Source organism: Actinomycetospora endophytica, assembly GCF_021026375.1.
Taxonomy (GTDB): domain Bacteria; phylum Actinomycetota; class Actinomycetes; order Mycobacteriales; family Pseudonocardiaceae; genus Actinomycetospora; species Actinomycetospora endophytica.
The window spans coordinates 179407-204934 of the sequence record NZ_JAJNDB010000006.1 but is presented as its reverse complement, the minus strand read 5'-3'; the positions used below and the strand labels follow the sequence as shown (position 1 = coordinate 204934).

General features: G+C 73.1%; 28 protein-coding genes and 1 other RNA gene. 9 read left to right on the top strand and 20 right to left on the bottom strand.

What is annotated here, in order from left to right; translation table 11 throughout:
- Positions 1-34: 34 nt before the first annotated feature.
- Together LQ327_RS24665 and tenA are read right to left on the bottom strand one after the other, a co-directional pair.
- Positions 35-1387, bottom strand: a complete 1353-nt coding sequence (locus tag LQ327_RS24665) for an MFS transporter (RefSeq protein ID WP_230738440.1) — start codon at positions 1385-1387, stop codon at positions 35-37.
- 594 nt (positions 1388-1981) lie between these two features.
- Entirely contained in the window at positions 1982-2632 is a 651-nt protein-coding gene (gene tenA, locus LQ327_RS24660) for a thiaminase II (protein WP_230738439.1), read from the bottom strand.
- Positions 2633-2683: 51 nt separating this feature from the next.
- On the opposite strand from tenA, the gene LQ327_RS24655 reads away from it, so the two are divergent.
- Complete coding sequence (locus LQ327_RS24655; protein ID WP_230738437.1) at positions 2684-3631, top strand: cobalamin biosynthesis protein; 948 nt, start codon at positions 2684-2686, stop codon at positions 3629-3631.
- Between the two features lie 559 nt (positions 3632-4190).
- On the opposite strand, the gene LQ327_RS24650 is transcribed toward LQ327_RS24655, so the two are convergent.
- From LQ327_RS24650 to LQ327_RS24640, 3 genes are read right to left on the bottom strand one after another with little or no spacing between them, the layout of a single operon-like run.
- Positions 4191-5075, bottom strand: coding sequence for an SURF1 family cytochrome oxidase biogenesis protein (locus LQ327_RS24650; protein ID WP_230738436.1), 885 nt, complete (start codon positions 5073-5075; stop codon positions 4191-4193).
- 42 nt (positions 5076-5117) lie between these two features.
- Positions 5118-5894, bottom strand: coding sequence for a fructosamine kinase family protein (locus LQ327_RS24645; RefSeq protein ID WP_269070895.1), 777 nt, complete (start codon positions 5892-5894; stop codon positions 5118-5120).
- 59 nt (positions 5895-5953) lie between these two features.
- Positions 5954-6433 carry a low molecular weight protein-tyrosine-phosphatase gene (locus tag LQ327_RS24640; protein WP_269070808.1) on the bottom strand — a complete coding sequence of 160 codons (480 nt, stop codon included), beginning with the start codon at positions 6431-6433 and terminating at the stop codon, positions 5954-5956.
- A 65-nt stretch (positions 6434-6498) separates the two neighbouring features.
- On the opposite strand from LQ327_RS24640, the gene LQ327_RS24635 reads away from it, so the two are divergent.
- The 3 genes from LQ327_RS24635 to LQ327_RS24625 are packed head-to-tail and all read left to right on the top strand — an operon-like array spanning position 6499 to position 8782.
- The gene (locus tag LQ327_RS24635; RefSeq protein ID WP_230738433.1) at positions 6499-7392 is read left to right on the top strand and encodes a Nif3-like dinuclear metal center hexameric protein; all 894 of its coding nucleotides are present in this window, start codon (positions 6499-6501) and stop codon (positions 7390-7392) included.
- A complete protein-coding gene (locus LQ327_RS24630; RefSeq protein WP_230738431.1) occupies positions 7389-8120 on the top strand; it encodes a zinc ribbon domain-containing protein in 732 nt (243 codons plus the stop codon). Before LQ327_RS24635 ends, LQ327_RS24630 begins: the two co-directional genes overlap by 4 nt.
- Complete coding sequence (locus LQ327_RS24625; protein WP_372460740.1) at positions 8117-8782, top strand: histidine phosphatase family protein; 666 nt, start codon at positions 8117-8119, stop codon at positions 8780-8782. The genes LQ327_RS24630 and LQ327_RS24625 overlap by 4 nt, the downstream gene beginning before the upstream one ends.
- 4 nt (positions 8783-8786) lie before the next feature.
- Here the strand turns inward: LQ327_RS24625 and LQ327_RS24620 are convergent, their stop codons facing one another.
- The 3 genes from LQ327_RS24620 to LQ327_RS24610 are packed head-to-tail and all read right to left on the bottom strand — an operon-like array spanning position 8787 to position 12008.
- On the bottom strand, positions 8787-9908 hold the full coding sequence (locus LQ327_RS24620) for a DUF2332 domain-containing protein (protein ID WP_230738430.1): 1122 nt from the start codon (positions 9906-9908) through the stop codon (positions 8787-8789).
- A 25-nt stretch (positions 9909-9933) separates the two neighbouring features.
- Positions 9934-11241: an SLC13 family permease gene (locus tag LQ327_RS24615; RefSeq protein ID WP_230738429.1), complete on the bottom strand. Its 1308-nt coding sequence runs from the start codon at positions 11239-11241 to the stop codon at positions 9934-9936.
- Positions 11238-12008: a sulfite exporter TauE/SafE family protein gene (locus LQ327_RS24610; RefSeq protein ID WP_230738427.1), complete on the bottom strand. Its 771-nt coding sequence runs from the start codon at positions 12006-12008 to the stop codon at positions 11238-11240. The genes LQ327_RS24615 and LQ327_RS24610 overlap by 4 nt, the downstream gene beginning before the upstream one ends.
- A 207-nt stretch (positions 12009-12215) precedes the next feature.
- Between LQ327_RS24610 and rnpB the strand changes: the two genes are divergently transcribed.
- Positions 12216-12621: RNase P RNA component class A (rnpB, locus tag LQ327_RS24605), an RNA gene on the top strand.
- A gap of 27 nt (positions 12622-12648) precedes the next feature.
- Here the strand turns inward: rnpB and LQ327_RS24600 are convergent.
- The 4 genes from LQ327_RS24600 to LQ327_RS24590 all read right to left on the bottom strand — a co-directional run bounded on the left by LQ327_RS24600 (position 12649) and on the right by LQ327_RS24590 (position 15754).
- Positions 12649-12903, bottom strand: a complete 255-nt coding sequence (locus LQ327_RS24600; RefSeq protein WP_230738425.1) for a hypothetical protein — start codon at positions 12901-12903, stop codon at positions 12649-12651.
- 121 nt (positions 12904-13024) lie between these two features.
- On the bottom strand, positions 13025-13651 hold the full coding sequence (locus LQ327_RS34990; RefSeq protein ID WP_308286370.1) for a BBE domain-containing protein: 627 nt from the start codon (positions 13649-13651) through the stop codon (positions 13025-13027).
- A 20-nt stretch (positions 13652-13671) separates the two neighbouring features.
- A complete protein-coding gene (locus tag LQ327_RS34985) occupies positions 13672-14421 on the bottom strand; it encodes an FAD-binding oxidoreductase (RefSeq protein ID WP_308286369.1) in 750 nt (249 codons plus the stop codon).
- Between the two features lie 262 nt (positions 14422-14683).
- Complete coding sequence (locus tag LQ327_RS24590) at positions 14684-15754, bottom strand: helix-turn-helix transcriptional regulator (protein WP_230738423.1); 1071 nt, start codon at positions 15752-15754, stop codon at positions 14684-14686.
- Between the two features lie 88 nt (positions 15755-15842).
- Between LQ327_RS24590 and LQ327_RS24585 the strand changes: the two genes are divergently transcribed.
- Complete coding sequence (locus LQ327_RS24585; RefSeq protein WP_230738421.1) at positions 15843-16274, top strand: ester cyclase; 432 nt, start codon at positions 15843-15845, stop codon at positions 16272-16274.
- A 71-nt stretch (positions 16275-16345) separates the two neighbouring features.
- Positions 16346-16933: a hypothetical protein gene (locus LQ327_RS24580; protein ID WP_230738420.1), complete on the top strand. Its 588-nt coding sequence runs from the start codon at positions 16346-16348 to the stop codon at positions 16931-16933.
- Between the two features lie 33 nt (positions 16934-16966).
- On the opposite strand, the gene LQ327_RS24575 is transcribed toward LQ327_RS24580, so the two are convergent.
- From LQ327_RS24575 to LQ327_RS24560, 4 genes are all read right to left on the bottom strand, one after another.
- On the bottom strand, positions 16967-18085 hold the full coding sequence (locus LQ327_RS24575) for an NDMA-dependent alcohol dehydrogenase (protein WP_230738419.1): 1119 nt from the start codon (positions 18083-18085) through the stop codon (positions 16967-16969).
- A 169-nt stretch (positions 18086-18254) separates the two neighbouring features.
- Positions 18255-19223 (bottom strand): aldo/keto reductase, encoded by a 969-nt coding sequence (locus tag LQ327_RS24570; protein WP_230738417.1) that lies wholly within the window; start codon positions 19221-19223, stop codon positions 18255-18257.
- A 61-nt stretch (positions 19224-19284) separates the two neighbouring features.
- Positions 19285-19626, bottom strand: coding sequence for a hypothetical protein (locus LQ327_RS24565; RefSeq protein ID WP_230738415.1), 342 nt, complete (start codon positions 19624-19626; stop codon positions 19285-19287).
- 89 nt (positions 19627-19715) lie between these two features.
- A complete protein-coding gene (locus tag LQ327_RS24560) occupies positions 19716-20609 on the bottom strand; it encodes a LysR family transcriptional regulator (protein WP_230738414.1) in 894 nt (297 codons plus the stop codon).
- Positions 20610-20758: 149 nt separating this feature from the next.
- Between LQ327_RS24560 and LQ327_RS24555 the strand changes: the two genes are divergently transcribed.
- Positions 20759-21412 (top strand): biliverdin-producing heme oxygenase, encoded by a 654-nt coding sequence (locus LQ327_RS24555; protein ID WP_308286368.1) that lies wholly within the window; start codon positions 20759-20761, stop codon positions 21410-21412.
- Here LQ327_RS24555 and LQ327_RS24550 read toward each other — a convergent pair.
- Positions 21357-22319 (bottom strand): patatin-like phospholipase family protein, encoded by a 963-nt coding sequence (locus LQ327_RS24550; protein ID WP_230738411.1) that lies wholly within the window; start codon positions 22317-22319, stop codon positions 21357-21359. The genes LQ327_RS24555 and LQ327_RS24550 overlap by 56 nt on opposite strands.
- Entirely contained in the window at positions 22316-23092 is a 777-nt protein-coding gene (locus tag LQ327_RS24545; protein ID WP_230738763.1) for a putative protein N(5)-glutamine methyltransferase, read from the bottom strand. Before LQ327_RS24545 ends, LQ327_RS24550 begins: the two co-directional genes overlap by 4 nt.
- Positions 23093-23356: 264 nt before the next feature.
- On the opposite strand from LQ327_RS24545, the gene LQ327_RS24540 reads away from it, so the two are divergent.
- Entirely contained in the window at positions 23357-24532 is a 1176-nt protein-coding gene (locus LQ327_RS24540; RefSeq protein ID WP_230738409.1) for an alpha-hydroxy-acid oxidizing protein, read from the top strand.
- Positions 24533-24603: 71 nt separating this feature from the next.
- Here the strand turns inward: LQ327_RS24540 and LQ327_RS24535 are convergent, their stop codons facing one another.
- Together LQ327_RS24535 and LQ327_RS24530 are read right to left on the bottom strand one after the other, a co-directional pair.
- Positions 24604-24900, bottom strand: coding sequence for an EthD family reductase (locus LQ327_RS24535; protein WP_230738408.1), 297 nt, complete (start codon positions 24898-24900; stop codon positions 24604-24606).
- 126 nt (positions 24901-25026) lie between these two features.
- The gene (locus LQ327_RS24530) at positions 25027-25476 is read right to left on the bottom strand and encodes a DUF6918 family protein (RefSeq protein WP_230738407.1); all 450 of its coding nucleotides are present in this window, start codon (positions 25474-25476) and stop codon (positions 25027-25029) included.
- Positions 25477-25528: the final 52 nt, after the last annotated feature.

The window sequence follows — 25528 nt, the reverse complement described above, 5'->3', positions numbered from 1 at the left end:
CGGTCCGTGATCGCGGTGGCCGGCCGCGTGCGGTCTAGCCGCGCGCGGTGTGCCCCGAGGCGGCGAGCTCCCGGGCCTCCTCCGGCGTCGAGACCGCCGGGTTGGAGCCGGGCAGCGGCTTGCCGGCCGGGTCGCGCAGCGCGAGGAGCGCTGCGAGGCCCGCGAGGGCACCGAAGATCAGGTAGACGGCGGGCCAGTAGGCCCACCCGGTCCCGATCACCAGCGCCGACATGATCAGCGACGTCGTGCCGGCGAACGCCGAGACGAAGATGTTGAACGAGATCGACAGTCCGCCGTAGCGGATCTCGGTGGGGAACAGGGCCGGCAGTGTCGAGGGCGACGTCGCGCTGAAGAGGATCAGCAGGATCGCCATGACGGCCAGGCTGAGCCCGACGAGGGACACCGACCCGAGGGTGACGAGATAGATCATCGGGAAGGCAAGGATGACCGTGCCGATGGCGGCGGTCAGCATCAGCGGCTTGCGGCCGACCCGGTCGGAGAGCATGCCCAGCGCCGGGATGATGAAGACCGCGGCCCACAGGATGATGATCTGGGTGATCTCGGAGCTCGTCGCGTCGATCCCCTGACCGCCGGTCCGCGTCACGTCCTCCTTGAGGAAGGTCGGCATGTAGCTGGTCAGCATGTAGTTCGGGATGTTCCAGGCCATGACGATGCCGCCCGCGGTGAGCATGGCCGGCCAGTACTTCGTGAACAGCATCTTGATGCCGGCCGAGGCCTGGGTGCCTTCCCGCTCCTCGGACTCCGACAGCAGCGTCTGGAAGGCCGGGGTCTCCTCGAGCCTCACGCGCAGGTAGACCCCGACGATGCCGAGCGGGAGCGCGATGAAGAACGGGATGCGCCAGGCCCAGGTCGAGGCGAACTCGGGCGACGAGATGAGCGGGATGACCGTCGCGACGGTGGCGCCGAGCGCGTAGCCGATGAACGTCCCGCATTCGAGGAAGCTGCCGAAGAAGCCGCGTCGTCGGTCCGGTGAGTACTCGGCGATGAACGTCATCGCTCCCGCGTACTCACCGCCGGTCGAGAAGCCCTGGATCACACGACAGAGCACCAGCAGGATCGGGGCCCAGATGCCGATCGCCGAGTACGGCGGAATGAACCCGAGCAGGAACGTCCCGACCGCCATCATGATGACGGTGATCGACAGGACCTTGGTGCGGCCGATCCGGTCACCGAGCGGGCCGAAGAAGAGCCCGCCCAACGGTCGGACCAGGAACGACACCGCGAAGCCGGCGAACACGCCGATCTGCGCGAGCGGTCCCGGCGGGAAGAAGTTGGACTCGATCGTCGTCGCCAGGTAGGCGTAGACCCCGAAGTCGAACCACTCGGTGATGTTGCCGACCGCGGCCGCGCCCACCGCGCGCTGCATGGTCGCCGTGTCTGTGACGGTGATGTTCGGCGGCGTCCCACTCGATTCGACGTCCGTTGTTCCAGTCACGTCTCTTCCTCCCCGCCCTACGGCCCTCGGAACCGTGCGAGTCTTTATGGGTGAAATGTCCGATTCGCTTCGTTTTCGTGTGCCGAACCGTACTGCTCTCTTACCCGTGGTGCGCGCCGGACACCTGAGGGTGACATGGAACACCGGAATTCACCGGGCGACGGCTGGAACATCCGCCGAGATCGACGCGTCTCTACGGGTGGATGCAGCCAGCATCCACTCGATACGCAAGCGTCGGACTCCGACCGGGTCAGCAGGACCCGCCCACCGGATGCGGCGCGTGCACCTGGTGAGGAGGAGCCACCAAATGGCGGCAGTGTTCGTGGCCATGGTTGTCGTTGGAGGAGCGGGATTCGGGCTGGCGTCCAGCCTCGCCGCGTACGCGCAGCGCAACTGGAAGGGCGGCCGTCCGCAGGTCGAGGCGGGCCTCGTCGAGGCCTGAGGCCTCCAGACAGCTCACGACGGCGGGTCCACCCCAGGGGGTGGGCCCGCCGTCGTCGTTCGTGGGCCGGTGCGTGGCCGGCGTCAGACCGGCCAATTCTCCCGGCGCCAGGCCGCGTCCCAGAACATCCACTCGTAGCGCGAGGTCGTCCGGTAGTGCTCGAGGACCCGGCTCCGCTCGGCCGGGGCCAGGTCCACGGCGATGCGGTCCATGACCCCCAGGGCCGCGTCGACGACCGCCTGGAACTCGTCGCCGCCGTACATCGCGATCCACCGGGCGTAGAGCGGGTCCGGCGACGACTCCCCGAGCAGCGCCTCGCCGACCCGCGCGTAGATCCAGTAGCAGGGCAGCACCGCACCGAGTCCCTCGGCGAACGAGGCGCCGTGGCAGGTCGCGAGCAGATAGCTGGTGTAGGCGAGCGTCGTCGGGGTGGCCGGGGCGTCGGTGTCCAGGGCGAGCGCGTCGGAGAGTGCCGCGTGCATGTCCTGCTCGGCCGCGATCGCGCCCGCGGCGTGCTGGGCGAACAGCGTGGTGTCGTCCTCGGTGGGTGCCCGCGCGGCGAGCACGGCCAGCGCCCGCGCGTAGCCGCGCAGGTAGTGGCTGTCCTGCACCACGAACTGTCCGAACGCGGCGTGCGGCAGCGTCCCGTCGGTCAGTCCGGTGAGGAAGGGATGGGCGCGGATCGCGGTGTAGACGTCGGCCGCGGAGTCCCAGAGCTCGTCGCTGAACGCCACACCCGCAGCGTGTCACGGCGGGCGCCCGGCCGCTGCTGCGATGATCACCTGATGCGAGGACGGGCCACGGGGCTGCTGCTCGGGGTGATCGCGGACGCCGTGCTGGGCGATCCACGCCGCGGTCATCCGGTCGCGCTCTTCGGGGCCGGCGCCGCGCGTCTCGAGCAGGCCTGGTGGGCGGACTCGCGGCGTCGGGGTGCGGCCTACGCCGGAGCCCTCGTGGGCGGGGCCGTGCTCGGCGGCGCTCTGCTGGAACGGACGGCGGCGCGGTCGGCGGTCGGCCGGGTGGTGGTCACGGCGGTCGCGACCTGGGCCGTCCTCGGCGGCCGCTCGCTCGCGGGGGAGGGGTCGTCGTTGGGCGGGGAGCTCGCCGCGGGCGATCTCGACGCCGCCCGACGTCGGCTCCCGTCGCTGTGCGGCCGCGACCCGTCGTCGTTGGACGCCGACGGTCTCGCCCGGGCGGCGCTCGAGTCGGTCGCCGAGAACACCTCCGACGCCGTGGTGGCTCCGCTGGTGTGGGGTGCGGTCGCGGGGGTGCCGGGGCTGCTCGGGTACCGTGCGGTGAACACGCTGGACGCGATGGTCGGGCATCTCTCGACGCGGTACGCCCGGTTCGGCTGGGCGAGCGCCGAGGCCGACGACGTCGCCAACGCGGTGCCCGCCCGTCTCGCGGCCCTGCTCGCGGCCGGGACGGCGCCGGTGGTCGGTGGGCGTCCTCGCGCGGCGCTGGGGGCGTGGCGCCGGGACGCGGCTCGGCATCCCAGCCCGAACGCGGGGCCGGTGGAGGCGGCGTTCGCGGGGGCGCTCGGGCGTCGGCTCGGCGGGCGCACGGTCTACCCGTACGGCGTCCAGGACCGCCCGGTGCTCGGCAGCGGTCCGCCGCCCCGCGTGCCGGACCTGCGTCGGGCGGTGCGGCTCTCCCGGGCGGTGACGGTGGGGGCGGCGCTCGTGGCCGGGGCGGTGGCGGCGGCGGTGGATCGGGGGGAGCTGTCCGGGTGAGACCCGCGTGCCTGGTGGGGTGCCGGGGCTGATCTCGCGATGTGTCGTTCTCGGCCGGGCGAGGGGTGGGTGTGCTCCGCCGACGCTAGGCAATTGATCATGCCGAGTGCGGCACGTGTTGCCGGTCGCTTGCGGGAGTGCGGATTCTTGGCGGGGTGCGTGATCATCGGGCACCTGGTGGGCCGGTCGCCGGAGCGGGACCCCGTCAGGTGCCCGGTGATCACGGCCGGCGGGCCGGCTCGTGCGGTGTTTCGGCCGCTGCGCATGATCAACGGGCCTGGACGGTTGCCGGGCAGCACCGGCAGCAGCCACGTAGGCCCGCTGATCATGAGCCGCCCGACGTCCCCGGAGCGACGCGCGCACGCGGAACAGATCGTCGGCCGAACGGCAGTCGCCCGGCCCCGAGATGTCGGACTCGGCAAGATCAATTGCCTGGCGTGGCGACAGCGGTGCGGTCCCCGGCCTGCCCGAGAACGGCCCGCGCATCGCCAGGCCCCGCGCTCACCCGACCACGCTGATCAGGAGCACACGAGGGCCGGCGCCGCCGAGTAGCGAGGACTCAGCGGCCGTAGCGGTCGGCGAGGACCTCGGAGGTCGTGCGGGTGCGGGGGTCCGGCGGCGGTTCGACGGGTGCGTCCCGACCGGCACGGTCCGGAGCCGGCGCGGGCGGAACGGGAGCCGGTCCACCCTCGCCGTCGGGACCCGTGGACGCCTCCGCCTCGGCCAGGCGGGTGCGGTACTCCAGGCGGACGAAGTAGAACCAGCCGCCGATGGCCATGACGCCGAAGATCAGCCACTGCCAGGCGTAGGAGTACGAGGAGTTCGGGTCCGGCGGGGGGAGCGGCACGGCGGTGACGACGCCGGGCTGGTTCGGGAGGAGCTGGACGTAGCCCGGGGACAGCCGAGCGCCGACGAGCGTGCCGATCTGGGCCGCGTCGACCGCGTAGACCTGCCGGTAGCCGCCCTGGGTGATGGGGGCACGGTCGGTGGCCGGCTCGTCCGGCAGCTGGTAGCCCACCAGCGTCACCGGCCCGGCCGGCGGGGGCGCGATGGGCGGCAGCGTCTCGCCGGTCTGGGGCTTCACGTAGCCGCGGTCGACGAGCAGCGTCTCGCCGTCGGTGGTGCGCAGCGGCGTGAGGATCTCGCTCGCGGCGTTGCCGTCGACCGAGCGGAGGCGGGCGAGGACCTCACCGGTCGGCTCGTAGGTCCCGGTCACGATCACCTGACGCCACTGCGCTGCTGCTCCCGGCTCGGTGCCCGGCGGGACGAGCGTGCCACGGGGCACGGGCGCGGTGGAGACCGCGCGCGCGAGGGCGGCGTTGTTGCCGTCGCGCTCGGTGCTGCGGTGGAACTGCCACGGAGCGAGCAGGTAGTAGCACCCGAACGCGAAGCCCGCGACCGCCAACGTCAGGGCGATCCACCCGGGCCGGAGCAGGAAGCGCACACCGCACAGTATGGCCGGAGGCCATGTGAGTGCTGTGGGTCGCTATGACGACGAAATTCGTTCACATGCGGAGCTTGCGTAGCCTCCGCCGAAGAGCGCCGCGTGGACGAGCAGCGGGAAGAGCTGGTGCAGCCCGACCCGGTCGCGCCACCCGTCGGCGAGCGGGGCGGCCTCGTCGTACGCCGCGAGGACGGTGTCGAGCTGCGGACAGCCGAAGAGGGCGAGCATCGCGAGGTCGGTCTCGCGGTGCCCGCCGTGCGCGGCCGGGTCGATGATCCACGCGCCCGGGACGCCCCACAGCACGTTCCCGGTCCAGAGATCCCCGTGTAGTCGCGCAGGCGGTTCCTCGGGCCCGAGGTCGACGCCGGCCAGCCGCGCACACCCGTCCTCGAGCTGCGATGCCTGCGACGACGTCATCCCGCCGCGGTCGACCGCGAGCCGGACGTAGGGCATGACCCGGGCCTCGACGTACCAGTCGATCCAGCGGGTGCCCTCCGGCGCGGGGTCGTTGCGCATCGGGGCGTCGCCGATCCACGCCTCGGCCGGGCCATGAACCGGAGGCGAACCGAACGCCGGAGCCCCGGCCGCGTGCAGCACCGCGAGCTCGCGCCCGAACGCCTCGGCGGCGCCCCGCCCCGCGGACCCGTCGCCCACCGCCTCGCTGACCAGCCACGACTCGTCGGCCCCGAGCACCGCCGGGACGCCGGGCCCGCCGTCGACCGCCAACCAGCGCAGGCCGGCCGCCTCGGCCGCGACGTCGCCGCGCTTCGCGATCACCTCGGTGCCGTCCTCGAGGGTGCAGCGGGTGACCGGCCCCATCGGGCGGGTCCGGGTCACGGCGAATCCGGTCAGCCGGGCGACGGCCTCGGAGGCGTCGCTCACGCCCGCTCCCGCACCCAGTCCACGACGCCGGGCGTGGCCGCCTCGATCATCGCGAGGACGTCGTCGAACCCGTCCGGGCCGCCGTAGTAGGGGTCGGGGACCTCGGCGGCGTCGGGCGCGCCGGGGTCGAACGAGCGCAGCAGCCGGACGGCCTCGGCGGGCACGCCCGCCCGGCGCAGGTCGCGCACGTGGTCGGTGGTGGCGGCGAGGACGAGGTCGGCGTCGGCGGTCGTCGGGTCGATCTGGCGGGCGACGTGGTCGGTGTCGTGGCCGTGGCGGGCGAGGGTCGCGGCGGCCCGGGAGTCCATGGGTTCGCCGACGTGCCAGGGCCCGACCCCGGCGCTGGTCACGACGACCCGGTCGGTCAGGCCGGCGTCGGCGAGCGCCGCGCGGAGGACCTTCTCGGCCATGGGGGAGCGGCAGATGTTCCCGGAGCAGATGGTCACGACGTGCACGAGGTCCGACACGTCACCCATCGTCCTCGATCCGACCGGCCGCCCTGTCCGGCCCCGGGCGGTCGTGCACCACAATGGCGGCCACCATGGGAGCAACCGTCGCCACCGCCGTAGCCGCGCTCGAGGCGGCCTACCCGCCCGGGCTCGCGCAGGAGTGGGACGCCGTCGGGCTGGTCTGCGGGGACCCGGACGAGCAGATCACCCGGGTGCTGGTCGCCGTCGACCCGACACCCGCCGTCGTCGAGCAGGCCGTGTCGGAGGACGTGGACCTGCTGGTCACCCACCACCCGCTGCTGCTGCGCGGCGTCCACGGGGTGCCGGCCGACGAGCCGAAGGGCGCCGTCGTGCACCGGCTGATCCGGGCGGGCTGCGCGCTGTTCGCGGCGCACACCAACGCCGACGCGGCCTCGCCCGGGGTGTCCGACGCCCTCGCCGACGCGCTCGGCGTCGTCGTCGAACGGCCGCTGGCGCCGCAGGGCGACGACGGGGAAGGCATCGGCCGGATCGGGCACCTCGCCACCCCCGAGCCGTTCGCGGAGTTCGTCGAGCGGGTGTCCGCGGCGCTGCCCGCGACGGCGTGGGGCGTCCGCGGAGCGGGGGACCCGGAGCGCCCGATCTCCCGCGTCGCCGTCTCGGGCGGCGCGGGCGACTCGATGCTCGACCTGGTCCGGGACGCGGGTGTCGACGCCTACGTCACCGCCGACCTGCGCCACCACCCCGCCGACGAGCACCTGCAGCGTCCCGGCGCCCCCGCGCTGGTCGACGTCGCACACTGGGCCTCGGAGCACCCGTGGTGTGCACAGGCCGCCGCCGTCCTGCGCGACGCGCTGCCGCAGGCCACGGTGACGGTGTCGACGCGGCGGACCGACCCGTGGACCCTCGGCGTCGCCGGGAACGGGGCCCGCGCGACGGTCACCCCGACGGCGGCCGCGCCGCCGCCGACCATGTACGACGTCATCGAAGGAGCCGCTCGCCAGTGAAGGCCGACCCGTCCGCCCAACGCCGGCTCCTCGACCTCGCGGCCGTCGACGCCGAGCTCGCCCGCGCCGAGCACCGCCGCCGGACCATGCCCGAGCAGACCGCGGTGGAGGAGGCCGAGCAGGCGCTGCGTGCGGCGTCCGACGCCGTCGTCGTCGCGCAGACCAATCTCTCCGACCTCGACCGGGACGTCGCGAAGCTCGACCGCGAGGTCGAGCAGGTCCGCAGCCGGGAGACCCGCGACCAGGGCATGCTCGACTCCGGGTCGGTGTCGGCCAAGCAGATGACCGAGCTGCAGCACGAGCTGGACTCGCTGGCCCGCCGTCGGTCGGTGCTCGAGGAGGACCAGCTCGAGGTCATGGAGCGTCAGGAGGCCGCGGGCACCGACCTCGAGCACGAGAACCAGGCGCACGAGGCCGCGAAGACCGCTCTGGAGGACGCCGTCGAGCGCCGCGACGGGGTGCTCGGCGACATCGGGACCACCGAGGTCCGGCGCGGCGAGGAGCGCACCACCCTGCTGGCCGAGCTGCCGGCCGACCTCGTCGAGCTCTACGACCGCATCCGCGCCAAGGGCAGCGTGGGCGCCGGGGAGCTGACCGGGAACCGCTGCGGCGCCTGCCGGCTCGAGATGGACCGCAGCGAGCTGCGGGACGTGCAGAGCGCGGCGGACGACGACGTGGTGCGCTGCGAGAACTGCGGCGCGATCGTCGTGCGGGGCAAGGCGGCGTGAGCACCTCCTCCGACGCCGCCGGCGCCTGGACCGGGCGCGGCGCGGCGATCCCCACCCGGGTGCTGCTCCTGCGCCACGGGCAGTCCCCGCTCTCGGTGGACCGGCGCTACTCCGGGCGCGGGAACCCGCAGCTCACCGACGTCGGGATCGCCCAGGCGGACGCGGCGGCCGCCTCGATCGCGGCGCGCTACCCGGGCGCGACGGCGGTGGTCAGCTCGCCGCTGGACCGGGCCCGTTCGACGGCCGGTCCGGTGGCGTCGCGGCTCGGCGTCGACGTCGAGGTGGACGAGGGCTTCACCGAGACCGACTTCGGTGGCTGGGAGGGCCTGACCTTCCGGGAGGCGGCCGACCGCGACCCCGAGGTGCACCGGGCCTGGCTCGGCGACACCGCGGTGGCCCCGCCGGAGGGGGAGAGCTTCGACGCGGTGGGCGTGCGGGTCCGGTCCGCGCTGGACGGGCTGCTGAGCCGGCACGCGGGCACGACGGTGGTCCTGGTCAGCCACGTGACGCCGATCAAGACCATCCTGCGGATCGCGCTCGACGCCGGCGCGCCGCTGCTGTTCCGGCTGCACCTCGACCTGGCGTGCCTGTCGGTCGTGGACTTCTGGCCCGACGGCGGCGCCAGCGTGCGGCTCGTCAACGACACCTGCTACCTGGGCTGATCCGCTACAGCCACTCCAGCCAGGCCGCGCCCGGGTGGGCGAGGCCGAGGACCTTCCCGGAGATCGAGCCGTCGCGCACCGAGAGCCGTCCGACGACGCCGGTGACCCCGGCCCGGCACGCCTCGACCGCGCGCGCCGGCACCGGCAGGCCCTGCACGCTGTCGCGGCACTCCGGGCCGAGCGGCACCAGCGGGTCCACCGAGATCCACTCGAGGTCCCGCCCGAGCGAGGGGAGCAGCGCGCGGAAGCGGTCCCGCTCGTCGTCGGGCAGGAAGACGTGCACGTAGGTGTCGACGAGGACGAGCAGCGCGTCCGCGGGCATCTCGGTGCAGACCGCGGCGACGGTGTCGACGAGGTCGCCGCGCACCAGGCGGGCCGGGTTGCCGCGGGCGATCTCCGACGCGGCCGCGAACCGGTCGACGGCGCCGGTCTCGGGCGGGATGCACGCGGCGAGCCAGTCGCGGACGGCGGTGTCGTCGAGGTCGAGCGGCTCGACGTCGACCCCGGCGCGCGCGGCGACGTCGGGCACCGTCGTGGGGATCGGCGGGTGGCCGGCGCGGACGGTGCAGGTGAGCTCGACGGGGGAGTCCGGGTCGCCGACGACGGTGTCTCCGGTGGTCGTGGCGAACCGGTAGCGGTAGCGGTCGAGCTGCAGGCCGAGGCCCGCGCCGGTGCCGAGGTCGACCAGGGCGAGCGGACGGTCGGGCGCGATGTCGGCGAGGACGGCGAGCACGTCGGCGCTGCGCCCGACCTCGTTCATCTGGTAGCGGTGCACGGCGCACAACCGTCCCAGCTCGGCGGCGTGATCCCGGGCGAACGCGGCGAGCGCGGGCCGGAACCCGGCGTCCAACGGCGGCTGCCCGGACCCCGGCGTCGGGAAGAACCCGACGAGCCCGGCGGGCCGCTCCCGGGCGATCAGGGAGCGCAGCGCGGCGCTGAGCAGCAGCGGCGGCAGCCGGTCGGCGGGGATCGCGGCCGCAAGGTCGAGCAGCGCGTCCTCGCCGGCGATCGCCCGGAAGAGCTCGGCCGTCAGCGCCCACGACGCCGGCGCGTCCGGCGGCGACCAGCCGGCGGCGATGCCGAGGGCCTGGTCACGGACGGCGTCGCGGGCCTCGTCGTCGGGCATGTCCGGCAGCGTAGGGACCGGCGGGTCAGGTCACGAGCCACAGCGCGACCGTGCCCACGAGGAGAGCCGCCGGTGTGGTCACGAGGCCCGCGACGGTGAAGCGGCGCAGCGACGGCGCCGTGCCCTCGTCCAGCATCACCCGCCGCCAGAGCAGCGTGGCGAGCGACCCGACGTAGGTCAGGTTCGGGCCGACGCCGACCCCGATGAGCATCGCCAGCACGGTCGGCGTCGAGGGGGTGGGTCCGAAGGCGGCGAGCAACAGCAGCGTCGCGGGGAGGTTGTTGACGACGTTCGCCAGCACGGCGGCGAGGACGGCGACGGCGAGCAGCCCGGCGAGGCCCGTACCCAGCGGCGCGACGATCCCGCTCAGCACCCCGCCGAGCCCGTGCTTCCCGACCGCGGCCACCACGATCCCGAGTGCGAGCACGAACAGGCAGAACAGCGGCGCGGCGGCGCTGACCAGCTGGGTCGGGGTCGTGCGGCGGGCGAGGAGCGATCGCGCGCCGAGCACGACAGCCCCGGCCACGGCCACCCACACCGGCTCCACGCCCAGCGGCGCCGCGACCGCGAACCCGACGAGGGTCAGGGCCAGGACGACGAGGGCGAAGGCGGGGGCGCCGTCGTCGTCCGGGGTGTCGTCGTCGGTGGTCCCGGCCGGGTCGTCCGGTGCCGGACGGGTGAGCTCGCTGCGGAACACCCACCGCAGGCCCACGTACTCGACCGCGAGCACGACCAGCCAGGGCAGCGTCATGAGCCCCGCGAAGTGCAGGAACGACAGGCCGGCCGCGGCGACGGCGAGCAGGTTGGTGAGGTTGGAGACGGGCAGCAGCAGGCTGGCCGAGTTGGCGAGGTGCGCGCAGGCGTAGGCGGCGGGTTCGGTCGCCACCCGCAGGCGCCGCGCGGTGCGCACGACGACGGGGGTGAGCAGGACGACCGTCGCGTCGAGGCTGAGTACGGCCGTGGTCGCGGCGGCGACGGCGAAGACACGCCGGTAGAGGCTGCGCCCGACGTCGGCGCGGTCCCCGTCGACGTCCGGATCCCGGCTCTCACGACGATGCCCACGGCTCAGCAGCGACCCCGCCCAGGTGAACACGCCCTCGGCGTCGGCGAGATGGGCCAGCACGAGCACGGCGGCGAGGAACCCGACCGTCGGGCCGAGACGGACGATCTCGGCGAGCGCGTCGTCCCAGGTCAGCAGCCCGGTGACGACGGCGATCGCGGCGGCCGGGATCGCCGCGGCCGCTTCCGGGAGCCCGCGGGGCCGGGCGACGGCGACGACGAGCACCGCCGCGAGGAGCGCGACGGCGAGGGCGGTCGCGGCGGGCCCGGTCACCCCTTGACGAAGAGGTAGATCGCGACCGCGATGCCGAGCACGACCACCGAGAAGCGCAGCACGTTGTCCGGCATCTTCTGGGCGACGGCCATGCCGAGGTAACCACCGATCAGCGTCGACGGGGCGAGCAGCAGGACCGCGAACCAGTCGACGGGCGCGAAGATCCCGAACAGCACGACGGTCACCGAGGCGACCACGAGCGAGAGCAGCACCTTCACCGCGTTGAGGCGGCGCATCGAGTCCGCGCAGAGCAGCGAGAGCACCGCGATCAGCACGACGCCGAGCGCCCCGCCGAAGTACCCGCCGTACACCGCCGCGACGAACGTGACGACCCCGAGCGCGACGGGGCGCTCGCGGCCGGCCTCGGACTCGCCGTCGCGGGAGGTCCAGCGCTTGATCCACGGCTGCAGGCCGAGCGTGAGGCTGGCGAGCAGGACGAGCACCGGCACGATCGCGTCGAACACCGACTGCGGCAGGACGAGCAGCAGCGCGCACCCGAGCGCCGCGCCGAAGACCGCGGGGATCGTCGTGATCGCGATACGGCGTCGTTGGCCGCCGAGGTCGGTGCGGGCGCTGAGCGTGGAGCCGGCGTACCCGGGCCACTGCGCGACCGAGTTGGTGACGTTGGCCGGGAGCGGAGGGAGACCCGTTGCGAGCAGCACCGGGAACACGATGAGCGAGCCGCCGCCCGCGATCGCGTTCACTGCGCCCGCGAGCAGGCCGAGCACGACGAGCAGCACGATCTGGAGCGCGCCCGGGTCCGTCACGGCACGGGACGCTAGTCGGGGCGGTGGCGCGGTGCCTGGTCACCGGGCGGTTGCTGTGGCCGCCTCGTCGCGGTCTCCGACGTCGACCCGGGCGCCTTGTCGTTCTGAATCACTGCGACAAGGCAGGGCGGTCGGTGCGGGAGCCCGCGACAAGCAACGCGGTGGGACGGGTGACCCGGGCGGGCCCGCTATGATCGGCGAGGCGGAGTAGTCGGCCGGGCGACCGCGTCGGGCCCCACGAGGGCCCGTCGAGGAAAGTCCGGACTCCACAGGGCAGGGTGGTTGCCAACAGCAACCCGGGGTGACCCGCGGGACAGTGCCACAGAGAACAGACCGCCATCGGTGCGCCGATGGTCAGGGTGAAACGGTGGTGTAAGAGACCACCAGCGTCCTGGGTGACCAGGACGGCTCGGTAAACCCCACCCGGAGCAAGGTCAAGAAGGCGTCACCGGAGACGGTGGCGCCGCGCAGGTCGTCCGAGGGCTGCCCGTCCGAGACCTGCGGGTAGACCGCTGGAGCCCGTCGGCGACGACGGGCCGAGATGGATGGTCGCCGCCCGAGGACCCGCGAGGGTCCACGGGTACAGGATCCGGCTTACAGGCCGGCTCCTCCGCCTCCCGACCTGCACGGACGATCGCGGTCAGCCGTCGTCGTCGCCGTCGTTGTCCTTCTGCTGTTGCGGCGCCTGGGTCTGGGGTGGCGCGATCTGACCGGGCGCGACCGGCGCCTGGACCTGGCCGGGCGCGGGCTGCACCTGGCTGGTCGGCGGCGTGCTCGGCGCGTTGTCGTTGTCGTCCGCGTCGGCCTTGTGGCCGGCCCCGGTGAGGACGAGCACGAGGCCGGCGATCGCCGCCAACGTCGCGATGACCGGGCCGATCCGTTCCTTCGTCAGCACCGCGACGTCGCCCCTTCGGCATCGAGTGAGGTGGATCTCAAGCCTGCGGGTGACCATGGTCGATCGTCAAGAGATCTGCCGTAGCGGCCGGGAGGCGACGGCGCGGCCTCCCGGCTCGCGATCACGCCGGCCGGATGTTCGCGTTCCGGTGGAACACGTTGTCCGGGTCGTACTTCGACTTGATGGCCGCGAGGCGCGCGTACTTCACGGGCCCGTACGCCGCCCGGACGCGCTCCTCGTCGCCGTAGTCGGTCATGAAGTTGACGTAGCTCCCCGTGCCGCTGGCGTAGGGCCGCAGGGCGTTCCAGAACGCGCGGGCCCACGCCCGGTCCGCGGCGAACGCCTCGGGATCGGCGGCCACGGCGGCGATGTTGATCATCCAGCCCGCGGATCGACTTCCGCCGTAGGCGGAGTCCTCATCGGCCACGTCGCGGAACGCCCCACTCATCGCGAAGATCGGCAAGAACGACATCGGCGAGGTCTTCCGGGGGAACTGGTCGACGACGACGTCGATGGCGGCATCGCTGAACTCGTCCAGAGAGAGCGCCTTCTCGTAGCCGAGGGCGCCCCATGGAGCGCTGTCGTCGAGCATCTGCTGCAGCGCCGTATAGGGGATCGGCGTCACGAAGTCGACCGTGGGCGGAAGAGCGGCGCGGATCGGCGCCACGGCGGCCGCGTGGTCCTCGGCGGAGTCGAAGCCGGCGACCATCAGCGCGACGCCTGGGCTGAAGTGGTATTGCTCGGGCACGAACGGCGCAGGCGGGGCGTTCAGGCACCCACGAGACTGCCGACGCCCCGTGGCAACGCCTCGACAGCACCGCGGACCGCGCGCAGCGCGTCGCGCGCCGACGCCAGCGGCCAGAAGAAGAACCCCAGGTGCACCTCGGGACCGACCGGATGGAGCCTGAACTCGAAGGTCGTCACGACGCCGAAGTTGCCGCCACCACCGCGCAGGGCCCAGAAGAGATCCGCGTTCTCGATGTCGGACGCCCGCACACAGCGCCCGTCCGCGGTGACGACGTCGGCGGATGCCAGGTTGTCGCACGACAGCCCGTGACGGCTGGTCAGCCAGCCGAACCCGCCGCCCAGGGTCAGGCCGCCGACGCCCGTGTTGCTGATCGTGCCTCCGGTGACGGCGAGACCGTGCTCCTGTGTGGCGGCGTCGAGATCGGCCAGCGTCGCCCCGCCGCCGCACCGGGCACGGCGAGTCTCGGGCTCGACGACCACCTGGTTCATGGCGCTGAGGTCGATCATCAGACCGTCGGCGCCCACCGCCGCTCCACCGAAGTTGTGCCCACCGCCGCGCACCGAGATCTCGAGTCCTTTCTCGCGTCCGAAGGTGATCGCCGCGCCGACGTCCCCCGGGGAGAGGCAACGGGCGATGATCGCCGGTCGGCGGTCGATCTCCCCATTCCACACGGACCGGGCCGAGTCGTAGTCGGCGTCACCCGGACTGAACACCGGGCCGGACATCCGGGCCCGCAGTCCCTCGACGCCACCACTCACCGTTGCAGTCATCGTCTACTGTCCTCTCCGTGGGGAAGTGCGGCGCCTTGTGCGCGCGCACGCTGCGGCAGACTCGCCGGACCTGGACGGAATCGGCACCAGAAAGAATCGGCCGACGAACGCACATGGCCGATCATGCGTAATTTCCGGGGATGAATCGGACCGCCTCGGTCGAGGCTACTACGCTGAGTGACGGCGAGACAGAATAACTTCGGGCTCGGATCCTCTTACCGCGGGTGAGCTGTTCGTTGTCACCAACAATGGGATTCCGCAGTCACACGCTCGGAGGTGGCGCACCGAGGAGTCGCCCCACGAGTTCCCGGCGGCTGCGCACCCCCACCTTGTCGAAGATCGATTTCAGGTGGTCCTGGAGGGTGTGGCGGGAGATGTGCAGGGTGTTCGCGATCGTCGTCCTGGCGGTCCCGCGGATCACGAGCCGCGCGACGTCGACCTCGCGCGGCGTGAGGCCGTGGGCGGCGAGGAGGAGCTGGGCGATCGTGTGCCCGCCGGCCCGCTCGAGCACCACCGCGATCCGCCCCTCGCCCGGTGGTCCCTGCAGGCGCGAGGCGTGGACGTCGAGCCAGTGCCCGTCGGCGGCGCGGGCCCGCGTGCTGGGGACCGGCGGAGCAGCGGTGTCGCCGCGCTCCAGGCTGATCAGCGCGGTCGCCACGGTGCGGACGGACACGGGGAGGGGCCCGACCCCCTCGTCGACCAGCGACATCAGGACCTCGGCCTCAGGGTTCATCCCGACCACGGCCAGGTCCTCGTCGGCGAGCACCAGGACGGCGGGTCGGGGGCCGACCCCCGCACCGGCCGGACCGTGCACGAGGACCGCCTGTCGCAGTCCGTGGGCGATGTGCGGGCCGAGCCGGGCGAGCAGGTCCGCGTCGCCCGGCGCGAACCCCAGTTCGTGGTCCTCGCGGTGCAGGCACAGGTAGCCCCAGCACCGCGAGTCGACGACGAGGGCCGCGCGCAGCTCGTCGCCCAGGCCCAACGGCCCCATGATGTCGCGGTACCGCCCACTGGACGCACGCTCGTGGCGGGTCGCGCCGTCCAGCGACGCCACGTGCCGGGACGACGTGGCCAGCGTGGCGAACTTGTTGACGTCGGCGGCGCCGAATTCGTTCTCGACGAACAACGCCTGGGATTTCGGCAACGGTTCCTCGGCGTGGGCGCCCGTGAACAGGAGGGTGTCCGGATCGGCGGTGGCGAAGAATGCCGCGTCGATCGACATCACCCGCCGCAAGGTCGCGAGCACTTCGCGTTGCAGGCCGGGAACGTCGAGCCCTCGATGGCAGGCCCGCACGATCTCGTGCTCGATCTGGGCTGCGCTCGCTCGCGACATGGAGCGAGTGTCCGGCGCGGATCGCGGCCGGGGAAACCCCAAAGTTGTGGGATGGCCGCCGGCTCGGTCGGCGCCCACGATTCCCGGCATGACGAATGATCAGATCGACCACAACAAGAAGATCGTCGACTCCTTCATTCAGGAACTGTTCACGGCGGGGGATCTCGGCGCCGTCGACCGCTATCTCGCCCCGGGGTTCGTCGACCACGACCCGCCGATTCCCGGGGCACCGGACGGAGCCGAGGGGCTGCGGCGCGTGGCAGCGATGTTCCGCGCCGCGCTGCCGGACTGGCACAGCGTCCCGGACCAGATGGTCGGCGAGGGAGACATCGTCGTCGAACGGTTCGTCGCCCGCGGCGCCCACCGTGGCGAGCTGATGGGAGTCGCGCCGACGGGCAAGGCGATCGTCCTCGCCGGGATCAACGTGTTCCGGCTGGAAGGGGACATGATCGTCGAGCGGTGGGGACGCCTGGACGAGCTGGGTCTGCTGCGTCAGCTCGGCCTGGCGCCGCCCGCCTGACCTGGCTGCTCCTTGTCCGGGTCGACCGCGGAGGCGACGATGAGGTCCTCCCGGAATCCGCAGAGGCCGCCATGCCCGAGAACCCGTCCGTCGCCCGTACCCGGGCGACGGAGCTCCTCGGGACGGCCGCGGTGGCCTTCTCGGTCCTGTACTTCGCCTCCGACGTCTGGGAGGCCGTCCAGGGCGGTTTCTCCGCGCCGCAGCTCTGGCTCACCCTCGTCGCCGAAGCGGCGATCCCCGTCGTCGTGATCGGCCTGTACCTCGCGCAGCGTCCCCGGATCGCCCGGCACGCTGCGGTGGCCGCCGGGGCGTACGCGTACGCGTACGTCTTCTTCACGGCGACCGTCGTCGTCGCGCTGGTCCAGGGAACACCCGACTACGCGACGCTCTCCGAGCAGCTCGGGGTGTGGATGACGGTCCACGGCGCGATCATGCTGGTGGCGGGGGTCTGGTTCGGGTACGCGGTCGTGCGGGCCGACGTGCTGCCGCGCTGGGCCGGGGTCGCGCTGGCCCTCGGCGTCGTCGCGGTCGCGGCCACTCAGGGCGCTCCGGAGGGGGTGCAGCTGGTGGCCGCCGGACTCCGGGATCTCGGATTCGCCGGGATGGGGGCCGGGCTGCTGGTCAGGCTCCCGCGAGCAGCGATGAGACCTTCCTCATGAGACGGCGGGCGTCGATTCCGGTAGGCCACGCGGTCAGTCGAAGATGAGCACGCCTCGAATGTTCTTTCCGGCGTGCATGTCCTCGTAGCCCTGCGCGACCTCGTCGATGGAGTAGGTCGCGGTCACCAATTCGTCGAGCTTGAGCTTCCCGTGGTTGTAGAGGTCGAGCATCTTGGGGATGTCGGCGCGCGGGTTCGACGACCCGAACAGCGAGCCTTTGATCTTCTTCTCGAACAGCGTCAGCTCGCCGATCGGGATCGGGACTCCCACCGAGGTGATGTCGCCGAGGCCGGTGACGATGACGGTGCCCTGCTTGCGGATCGAGGCGAAGGCGTCGCCGACGTGCTCGGGCCTCGTCACTCCGATCGTGACGATCGAGACGTCGGCGCCCTGGCCGTTGGTGAAGCCCTTGGCGAGCTCGGTGGCCTCCTCGATCGACTCCACCGCGTGGGTGGCGCCGAGCTCCTGGGCCTTCTCGCGCTTGAACGCGACCGGGTCGACCGCGATGACGTTCGCGGCGCCGGCGTGCGCGGCGCCCTGGACGGCGTTGGCGCCGATGCCGCCGATGCCCTGGATGATCACGGTGTCGCCGGGCATGACGTCGCCGGTGTTCACCGCGGACCCCCAGCCGGTGCCGACGCCACAGCCGAGCAGGCATGCGACCTCGAGCTTGGTGTCCTCCGGGACCTTGATGGCCGAGTCGACCGCCACCGTCGTGTACTCGGAGAAGGTCGATATGCCGGCCGTCTGGCCGACGTCGGTGCCGTCAGTGAGGTGCAGGCGGGTCGAGGTGTCGTTCCATCGAGTGCCCGCGAGCAGGCCGGCCCCGAGGTCACAGAGGTTGGAGTGGCCGGTGGCGCACCAGCGGCATTGACCGCAGGCGGGGACGAACGAGAAGACGACCTTGTCGCCGACCTCGAAGCCCTTGGTGTTCGGGCCGACCGACTCGACGATCCCGCCGCCCTCGTGGCCGCCCGCGTGCGGGTAGACGCCGACCGGGAGGTCGCCGGTGGCGATGTGGTCGTCGGAGTGACAGAGCCCCGACGCGACCATCTTGACCCGGATCTCGTCCTGCCGGGGATCGTCGACCTCGACGGTCGCCGTCTCGTACTTCCCCGGCGCCTGACGGACCAGACTGGTTCGGCACTGCATGAGAACTCCTCGTCCCCGCTCGGACGATTTTCGCCCAGGGGATCACTTCGCGTGACAAAGAGGTTCTCACTGCCGCAAGAGCGACTCCATGATGGCGTCGTAACGGACCAGTACCGCTCCTCTCAGTAGGCGGTTGTACGGCGAGTGTGAATTCCTAGGCGTCCGGCCCTCACCGCTCGATGAGCTTCATCTGCTCCTCGGAGTGGTGCCCGCCGAGCGCCGGGGTGAGGTCGTCCAGCCGCTTCAGCTGATCCGTCGAGAGCAGCACCGCGTCCGCTCCGACGTTCTCCTCCAACCGCGACACCCGCTTCGTCCCCGGGATCGGGGCGAGGTCCGAGCCCTTCGTGAGCACCCAGGCCAGCGCGACCTGCGCCGGCGTCACCCCGGCCTCGTCGGCGATGGTGCGCACCTCGTCGGCCGCGGCGAGGTTGCGGCGGAAGTTGTCCTCGGCGAAGCGGGGGTTGGTGCGGCGCATGTCGCTCTCGTCGAGGTCGTCGATCGAGCGCACCTGGCCGGTCAGGAAGCCGCGCCCCAGCGGCGAGTACGGGACCAGCCCGATCCCGAGCTCCCGCAGGAGCGGCAGGATCTCGTCCTGCTCCCGGGTCCACAGCGAGTACTCCGACTGCAGCGCGGTGATCGGGTGGGTCGCGTGCGCCCGGCGGATGGTGTCCGCCCACGCCTCGGAGAGCCCGATGTGCCGGACCTTGCCCGCCGCCACCAGCTCCGCGACCGCCCCGACGGTCTCCTCGATCGGGGTCTGCGGGTCGACGCGGTGCTGGTAGTAGAGGTCGATGTGGTCGACGCCGAGGCGACGCAACGAGCCGTCGACGGCGGCCCGGACGCTCTCCGGGCTGGAGTCGGCGCCTTCGCGGCCGGTGTGCGAGATCAGCCCGAACTTCGTGGCGAGCACGACCTCGTCCCGCCGGCCCGCGATGGCCTTCCCGACGAGCTCCTCGTTCTTGTACGGCCCGTACACCTCGGCGGTGTCGACGAGGGTGACGCCGAGGTCGAGCGCACGACGGATGGTGCGGATCGACTCGTCGTCGTCCGTGCCGGCGCCGGTGTACGCGCCGGACATCCCCATCGCACCCAGCCCGATGCGGCCCACCTCGAGCGTGCCGAGCGTCGCGGTCTTCACGTGGTCGTTCCCTCCGACGGTTCCGGTGGTGTCACGACCAGGTTGCCCGCTGCGGCGACGATCAGCCCGCCTGCGCCCGGAACATCGGCATCGAGGTCGTCGCACCGCTGCGCCAGCACCGCACGCGGATGCCGTGCTCGGCGAGCACCCGCTGGGCGACGGCCTGCGCATCGGCCTCCGGGGTGCGGGCGTCGGCGCCGTGGGCGAGCAGCCCGGTCGACCAGCACCGGTCGTTGCCGGTCCACGCGATCAGGCTCCAGCCGGTGCCGTACCCGGTCACCGGGCGGGCGGGGTCGTTGAAGACGAGGAGGTAGAGGGCATCGGGCCCGGACGGCACGAGGCCGCCGAGGCGGCCCGGGTGGGCGGTCGAGGTGGCGACGACGATGTCGGCGAACGCAGTCATGGCGGGACCTTCCGGTCGCAAGGACGGTATGGCCCCGGTCTCGAGCCGCTGCGTCTCCCGGCTTGCCGACGACGGGACGCGCGGAAACGTCAGTCCGCGACGTCGTGCCCGGCGAGCCGCACGACGTGCCGGTACAGCGCCTCGGCGGCCGGGCTCGGCGAACGGTCCGCGGGGCGCAGGATGCCGAACGGCGGGTGCGACGTCGGCGGGCTCACCTCGTGCGCGTCCACCGGCGGTCCGGGGGTCCCGGCGGCCGAGGCGGCGAGCAGCGCGACGCCGAGCCCGGCCGCCACGAGCGCGCGGACGCCCGCCGGGGTGGCCGCCTCGAAGCGCACCGGCGAGGCGAGCCCGGCGTCGGCGGCCATCCGGTCGAGCAGGTCCCGCAGCCCGCTGCCCTCCGGCAGGCAGACGAACGGCTCGTCGGCCACGTCGGCGATACCGACCGGGTTCCCGCGCGGCAGGCGACCGGGCGCGGTGAGCAGGACGAGACGGTCGCTCACCAGCGGCCGGGCGACGACGCCGGCCGGCAGGTCGGCGTGGACGGGGCCGAGGACCAGGTCGACGGTGCCGTCGGCCAGCTCGTCGAGCAACGGCCCGACGAGGCCCGAGCGCAGCGACAGCGTCACCCCCGGAAAGCGCTGGGCGAACCCGGCGAGCGCGGCGGGGAGGTCGAACCCGCCGAGCACCCCGGTGGCCCCGAGGACGACCCGGCCGCGCTGCACCGCCCCGACGTCGTCGATCTCCTCCCGTGCGGCGGTGATCTCGCCCTGGATGCGCCGGACCCGAGCGAGGAACAGCTCGCCGGCCTCGGTGAGTGCCACCCGCCGTGAGGTCCGCGCGAGCAGCGGGACCCCGAGCTCGGTCTCGAGCCGGCGGATCTGCGCGGAGATCGCCGGCTGCGCGATGTGGAGATCCTCCGCGGCGCGGGTGAACCCGCCGCAGCGCACGACGGCCTCGAAGTACGTGAGTTGGCGCAGCTCCACGGTCGACGATCGTGCGCCGCGATCGATGCGGCGACAACAGCAGCAACCGGTGATCGATCGACTTAGGGTTCCCTCACCCGCCGGTCGCGCCTAGGGTCGAGTCGCACGACGCGGTGCTCAGGGTCCGCCTGCCCACCAGGAGGTTGCCGGTGTCCGAGACGACGTCCTCGGCCGCGATCCCGTTCCACCAGTCCGTCCGACGCTCGACGCTGGAGGCGCACCAGCGCGCCAACCACTCACCGTTCATGGACGCGCTGTTCGACGGGCGTCTGGCGGTGGCCGACTACGCGCGGCTCGTCGAGCAGTACTCGTTCGTCTACGGCGCGCTCGAGTCGGTGAGCGACACGCTCGCCGCGCACCCGGTGGCCGGGCCGTTCGTCATCGACACCCTCCGGCGCCGGGACCGGATCGCCGCGGACCTGGACTTCTTTCGTGTCACCGACCCGGAACCGCTGCCGTCCACCGAGCGCTACGCCGCCCGCATCCGCGAGGTCGCGGACTGGCCCGCCGGGTTCGTGGCGCACCACTACACCCGCTACCTCGGCGACGTCGCGGGCGGCCAGGCCGTCGCCGCGCTGCTGCCGCGACGCTACGGCGTGACCGGGGGCGGCACCGCCTTCTACGACTTCTCCGACCTCGGGCCGGTGCCGCGCTTCCGCGAGCACTACCGCGCGCTGCTCGACGCGGCCCCGTGGGACGAGGCCGAGCGCGCCCGCGTCGTCGACGAGGTGAAGACCGCCTACGAGCTCAACATCGCGATGTTCCACGACCTGTGGGACCGGGCGGAGCCTGCTGCGGCGTGAGCGGTTCGAGCGCCCGGCTCGCGGCTTCGTGACCGACCCTCAGGGCCTCGGCGAGCAGGCCGAGGTCGGTCGAGGTGCGTGACACCGCGGGCGCGTCGTCCGGCGGGCGCACGTGCAGCACGCGCCCGTCCGCCTCGAGCTCGGCGAGCAGCGCCTCGGTGGCCCGCGCCCGCTCGACCCGGTGGAACCAGGCGTCCACCACCCCCGGCGCGTGACGGCGCAGCCAGCGCCGCACGATCACGTCGACGACGCCGGGTGGCTCGGCCGGCGCGTGGGCGCCGGGGTGGGTGCGCAGGACGACGAGGTGCGTGGCGCCGTTCGCGAGCGCGGTGTGCACGGCGACCGGTTCGGAGAGCCCGCCGTCGACCCAGCGCCGGCCCGCGAAGGGCACCGGGGGACCGGCGAGCACCGGCAGCGTGGAGCTCGCCTGGAGCGCGCGTCGTAGCGCCGGGGGTCCGTCGAGCAGGGGCGCGAGGTCGGTCGAGTCGCCGGTCGCGGCGTCGGTGGCCATCGGGTGGTAGGTCACCGGGCTCGCGAGGATCGTCGCGAAGGGCATCGGTGCCTCGTGGACGTAGACGTGCTCGACGAGGTGCTCCAGGTCGACCACCCGCCCGCCGCGCAGCACCCGGCGCGGGTCGATCGTCCCGCGCATCACCGACCGGGAGGTCCACGGCGCCATGGCCTCGCGCGCCTTGCCGGCGACCAGCCAGGCCGCGTTGAGCGAGCCGGCCGAGACCCCGTAGACGTCGTCGAGCAGCGGGGTCAGGCCGAGGTCCTCGACGGCGGCCGCCATGCCGGCCGAGAAGGTCGCGCGGCTGCCGCCGCCCTCGAGGACGAGGGCGACGCGCGCCCCGCCGTCGTCGGGACCCTGTTCCTGCCGGCGGGCGAGGACCTCGAGAACGGTCACCGCGGCTCCCGGTGCCCGACGACGACGGTGGCGTCGGCCTCGTCGTCGTGCTCGGCCGTGGCGGACAGACCCGCGTCGGCGACCGCCGCTCGGGCCGCGTCCGCCTGGTGCCCGGCGCACTCGAGGAGCACGGCGCCGGCCGGGGCGAGCCAGTCGGGCGCGAGCGCGGCGATCCGGCGCAGCACCCCGAGTCCGTCGTCGCCGCCGTCGAGGGCGACGCGGGGCTCGTGCTCGCGCGCCTCGGGCGGCATCGTCGCGAGGCCGGCGGTGGGTACGTAGGGCGGGCTCGCGAGCAGCACGTCGACGCGGCCGCGCAGGTCGGCGGGCAGGGCCGCGTCGAGGTCACCGTGATGGACCCGGGCGCCCGGCGGGACGGTGTGACGGGCGCACGCGACCGCTGCGGGGTCGAGGTCGGCGGCGTGCAGCTCGACGTCAGGCACCTCGGCGGCCACCGCGGCGCCCAGCGCGCCCGAGCCGCAACAGAGGTCGACGACGACGGCGCCGGGCTTCGCGAGTGCGACCGCCCGGTCGACCAGCAGGCCGCTGCGCTGCCGCGGGACGAACACCCCGGCGGTCACGGCGACCCGCCGTCCCCGGAACGCCGCCCAGCCCAGGACGTGCTCGAGCGGCTCGCCCGCGACCCGGCGGGCGGTCATCGCCTCGAGCGCGTCGGGGTCGTCTGCTTCGGCGAGCAGGAGCGCGGCCTCGTCCTCCGCGAACACGCAGCCGGCCCGGCGCAACCGGGCCACGAGGGCGGTGTCCACGCCCGCCAGGTTAGCGATCACGCGCAGCGGGTCGGGGGAGCGGCGGGTGGGGCGCTCGCTGCCGCCGCCCGAGATCACCGGGCACCTGGCGGGGTCCCGCTCCCACGATCACCCCGCCTGGTGCCCGATGATCACCCGCCGGGGAAGGTGTCGACGCTCCAGGGAGCCCCCGACACCTGCTTCAGCCGACCGGCGGCGGGTTCGGTCCTGCCGACGATGCCCCGGGTGTGTTTCGGTGCTCCACGAGGACGCAGCGCTCGAGGAGGGCCGACGATGCAGTACGGCGACTACCAACTGGAGATCTACGGGGCGGGCCTGAAGGGCGTGCTGCCTCGTTGGCCGGTGGACTTCGCCGGGCTCGAGAGCGCGGCCGCCGCGGCCCTGCCCGACTGGATCCTGAACTACGTCGCGGGCGGCGCGGGCGACGAGCGCACCCAGCGCGGCAACGCCGAGGCCTTCGGCTGGTGGGGGATCGTGCCGCGGATGATGGCCGGCGCGTACGAGCGCGACCTCACGACGTCGATCTGCGGCATCGACCTCCCGACCCCGCTGTTCTGCTGCCCCATCGGCGTCATCGGCCTCTGCTCGCAGGACTTCCACGGCGACCTCGCCGTCGCGCGGGCCTGCGCCCGGACCGGGGTGCCGATGGTGATGTCCACGCTCTCGCAGGACCCGCTCGAGGACGTCGCGGCGGCGCTCGGCGACACCCCGGGGTTCTTCCAGCTCTACACGCCGCGCGACCGGGACGTGGCGGTGTCGCTCATCCAGCGGGCCGAGAAGGCGGGGTTCCGGGGCCTCGTCGTCACCCTCGACACCTGGGTGACCGGCTGGCGCCCCCGCGACCTCAACACCGCGAACTTCCCGCAGCTGCGCGGGCACTGCCTCGCGAACTACTTCTCCGACCCGGCGTTCCGGTCGCTGCTCGACGCGCCGCCCGAGGAGGACCTGCGCGGCGCCGTCGGGATGTGGGCGGGCCAGTTCGGCAACAGCGTCGGGTGGGACGACCTGGCGTGGATGCGCGAGGCGACAGACATGCCGATCCTGCTCAAGGGGATCAGCCACCCCGACGACGCCCGGCGCGCGATCGATCTCGGGGTGGACGGGCTGTACTGCTCCAACCACGGCGGACGGCAGGCCAACGGTGGGCTGCCGGCGCTGGAGACGCTGCCCGACGTCGTCGCGGCGGCCGGGGACGTGCCGGTGCTGTTCGACTCCGGGGTGCGCTCGGGGGCCGACGTCGCGAAGGCGCTGGCGCTGGGGGCGTCGGCGGTGGGGCTGGGCCGGCCGTACGCCTACGCGCTGGCGCTCGGCGGGGAGGACGGCGTGGTGCACCACCTGCGCTCGGTGCTCGCCGAGACCGACCTGATCATGGCGGTGGACGGGTACCCGACGCTCGCCGACCTGCGGGCCGAGGGCACCATCCGCCGGCTGCCCCACCAGGTGCAGTAGGTGCGCTGACGCGCCTGTGAGCACTAATTGACGCCATAGCGTCAATTAGTGCTCACGAGCCCGGAGGGCACCTAGTCGAAGGCCACCAGCATCGTCACGCCACCGGTGGCGAAGTTCGGGACGTCGCCCGCGGCCGCCTGGCCCTCGGGGCCGCCCATGCTGGCCTGCAGCGACTCGAGGGAGTCGAAGGCGAGCTCGGCGATGAGGTGGTACGGCGGCTTCGAGCCGTCCAGCGTGGCGACGTGCCGGTAGGTGAAGCTCCGGCAGTCGGGGATCTTGTTCGCGAGCGGGACGTGCGTCTGCTCGTAGTACTTGTCGAACGCCGCGGGGTCGTCGGGCTGCCCGTACAGGACCGTGAGGATGTGCATCCGGTCACCCTCTCGGAGATCGCCGGGTTCGGCCACCTGTCCGTCCGGAGGGGGTCGGATGGCCCCCGGTCGTGTGCACCAATCCGTGCCGGAACGAATTGGTGCACACGAGCGCGAAGCGGGCGGTTACTGCTGCGCGTGCTTCTCGACGACGGCGCCGAGCCGGGGCAGCGCCGCGATGACGTTCTCCTGGCCCTTCGGGCGGAGCTTCGAGTAGACCGACGTGATGGCCTGGCGGTTGGACTTCTCCGCCCGCCGGTCGGTGACGCCGAGCAGGGCCTCGGAGACCGGCTGCGCGTGGGCGGCCAGGTAGGCGCCGAAGTCGCCGGTGGGCGAGGCGTTGTAGGCGGTCCAGTGCGGCTCGAGGGCCTCGACGAACTCGTCGAGCAGCGTGTTGATCGCGCCCCAGATGATGCCGGGCTTGATCTTCTTGACGGCGGCGTACCCGGTCTTGATCATTCCGCCGGACAGTCCGCTCTTGTCGGCGACCTCCTCGTCGACCAGCTTGGCCAGGTCGTCGACGACGTATCCGCGCTTGTCGGAGTCGAGCAGAGCTGCCTTGAGGGTGACGGCCACGCGGCTGTCCTTCCGCTGGGGAGCAGGGCGAGCCGACCGTACGACACCCGTT

What these genes read in the sequence shown, in the direction of transcription:
- LQ327_RS24640 (WP_269070808.1), bottom strand. Translation starts at nt 6,433, where the DNA reads ATGGGTGACGTGTCGGACCTCGTGCACGTCGTGACCATCTGCTCCGGG.
- LQ327_RS24540 (WP_230738409.1), top strand. Translation starts at nt 23,357, where the DNA reads ATGCAGTACGGCGACTACCAACTGGAGATCTACGGGGCGGGCCTGAAG.
- LQ327_RS24590 (WP_230738423.1), bottom strand. Translation starts at nt 15,754, where the DNA reads ATGTCGCGAGCGAGCGCAGCCCAGATCGAGCACGAGATCGTGCGGGCC.
- LQ327_RS24575 (WP_230738419.1), bottom strand. Translation starts at nt 18,085, where the DNA reads ATGCAGTGCCGAACCAGTCTGGTCCGTCAGGCGCCGGGGAAGTACGAG.
- LQ327_RS24665 (WP_230738440.1), bottom strand. Translation starts at nt 1,387, where the DNA reads ATGCAGCGCGCGGTGGGCGCGGCCGCGGTCGGCAACATCACCGAGTGG.
- LQ327_RS24565 (WP_230738415.1), bottom strand. Translation starts at nt 19,626, where the DNA reads ATGACTGCGTTCGCCGACATCGTCGTCGCCACCTCGACCGCCCACCCG.
- LQ327_RS24620 (WP_230738430.1), bottom strand. Translation starts at nt 9,908, where the DNA reads ATGCCCGACGACGAGGCCCGCGACGCCGTCCGTGACCAGGCCCTCGGC.
- LQ327_RS24635 (WP_230738433.1), top strand. Translation starts at nt 6,499, where the DNA reads ATGGGAGCAACCGTCGCCACCGCCGTAGCCGCGCTCGAGGCGGCCTAC.
- LQ327_RS24580 (WP_230738420.1), top strand. Translation starts at nt 16,346, where the DNA reads ATGCCCGAGAACCCGTCCGTCGCCCGTACCCGGGCGACGGAGCTCCTC.
- LQ327_RS34985 (WP_308286369.1), bottom strand. Translation starts at nt 14,421, where the DNA reads ATGACTGCAACGGTGAGTGGTGGCGTCGAGGGACTGCGGGCCCGGATG.
- LQ327_RS24645 (WP_269070895.1), bottom strand. Translation starts at nt 5,894, where the DNA reads ATGGGGCCGGTCACCCGCTGCACCCTCGAGGACGGCACCGAGGTGATC.
- LQ327_RS24535 (WP_230738408.1), bottom strand. Translation starts at nt 24,900, where the DNA reads ATGCACATCCTCACGGTCCTGTACGGGCAGCCCGACGACCCCGCGGCG.
- LQ327_RS24655 (WP_230738437.1), top strand. Translation starts at nt 2,684, where the DNA reads ATGCGAGGACGGGCCACGGGGCTGCTGCTCGGGGTGATCGCGGACGCC.
- LQ327_RS24585 (WP_230738421.1), top strand. Translation starts at nt 15,843, where the DNA reads ATGACGAATGATCAGATCGACCACAACAAGAAGATCGTCGACTCCTTC.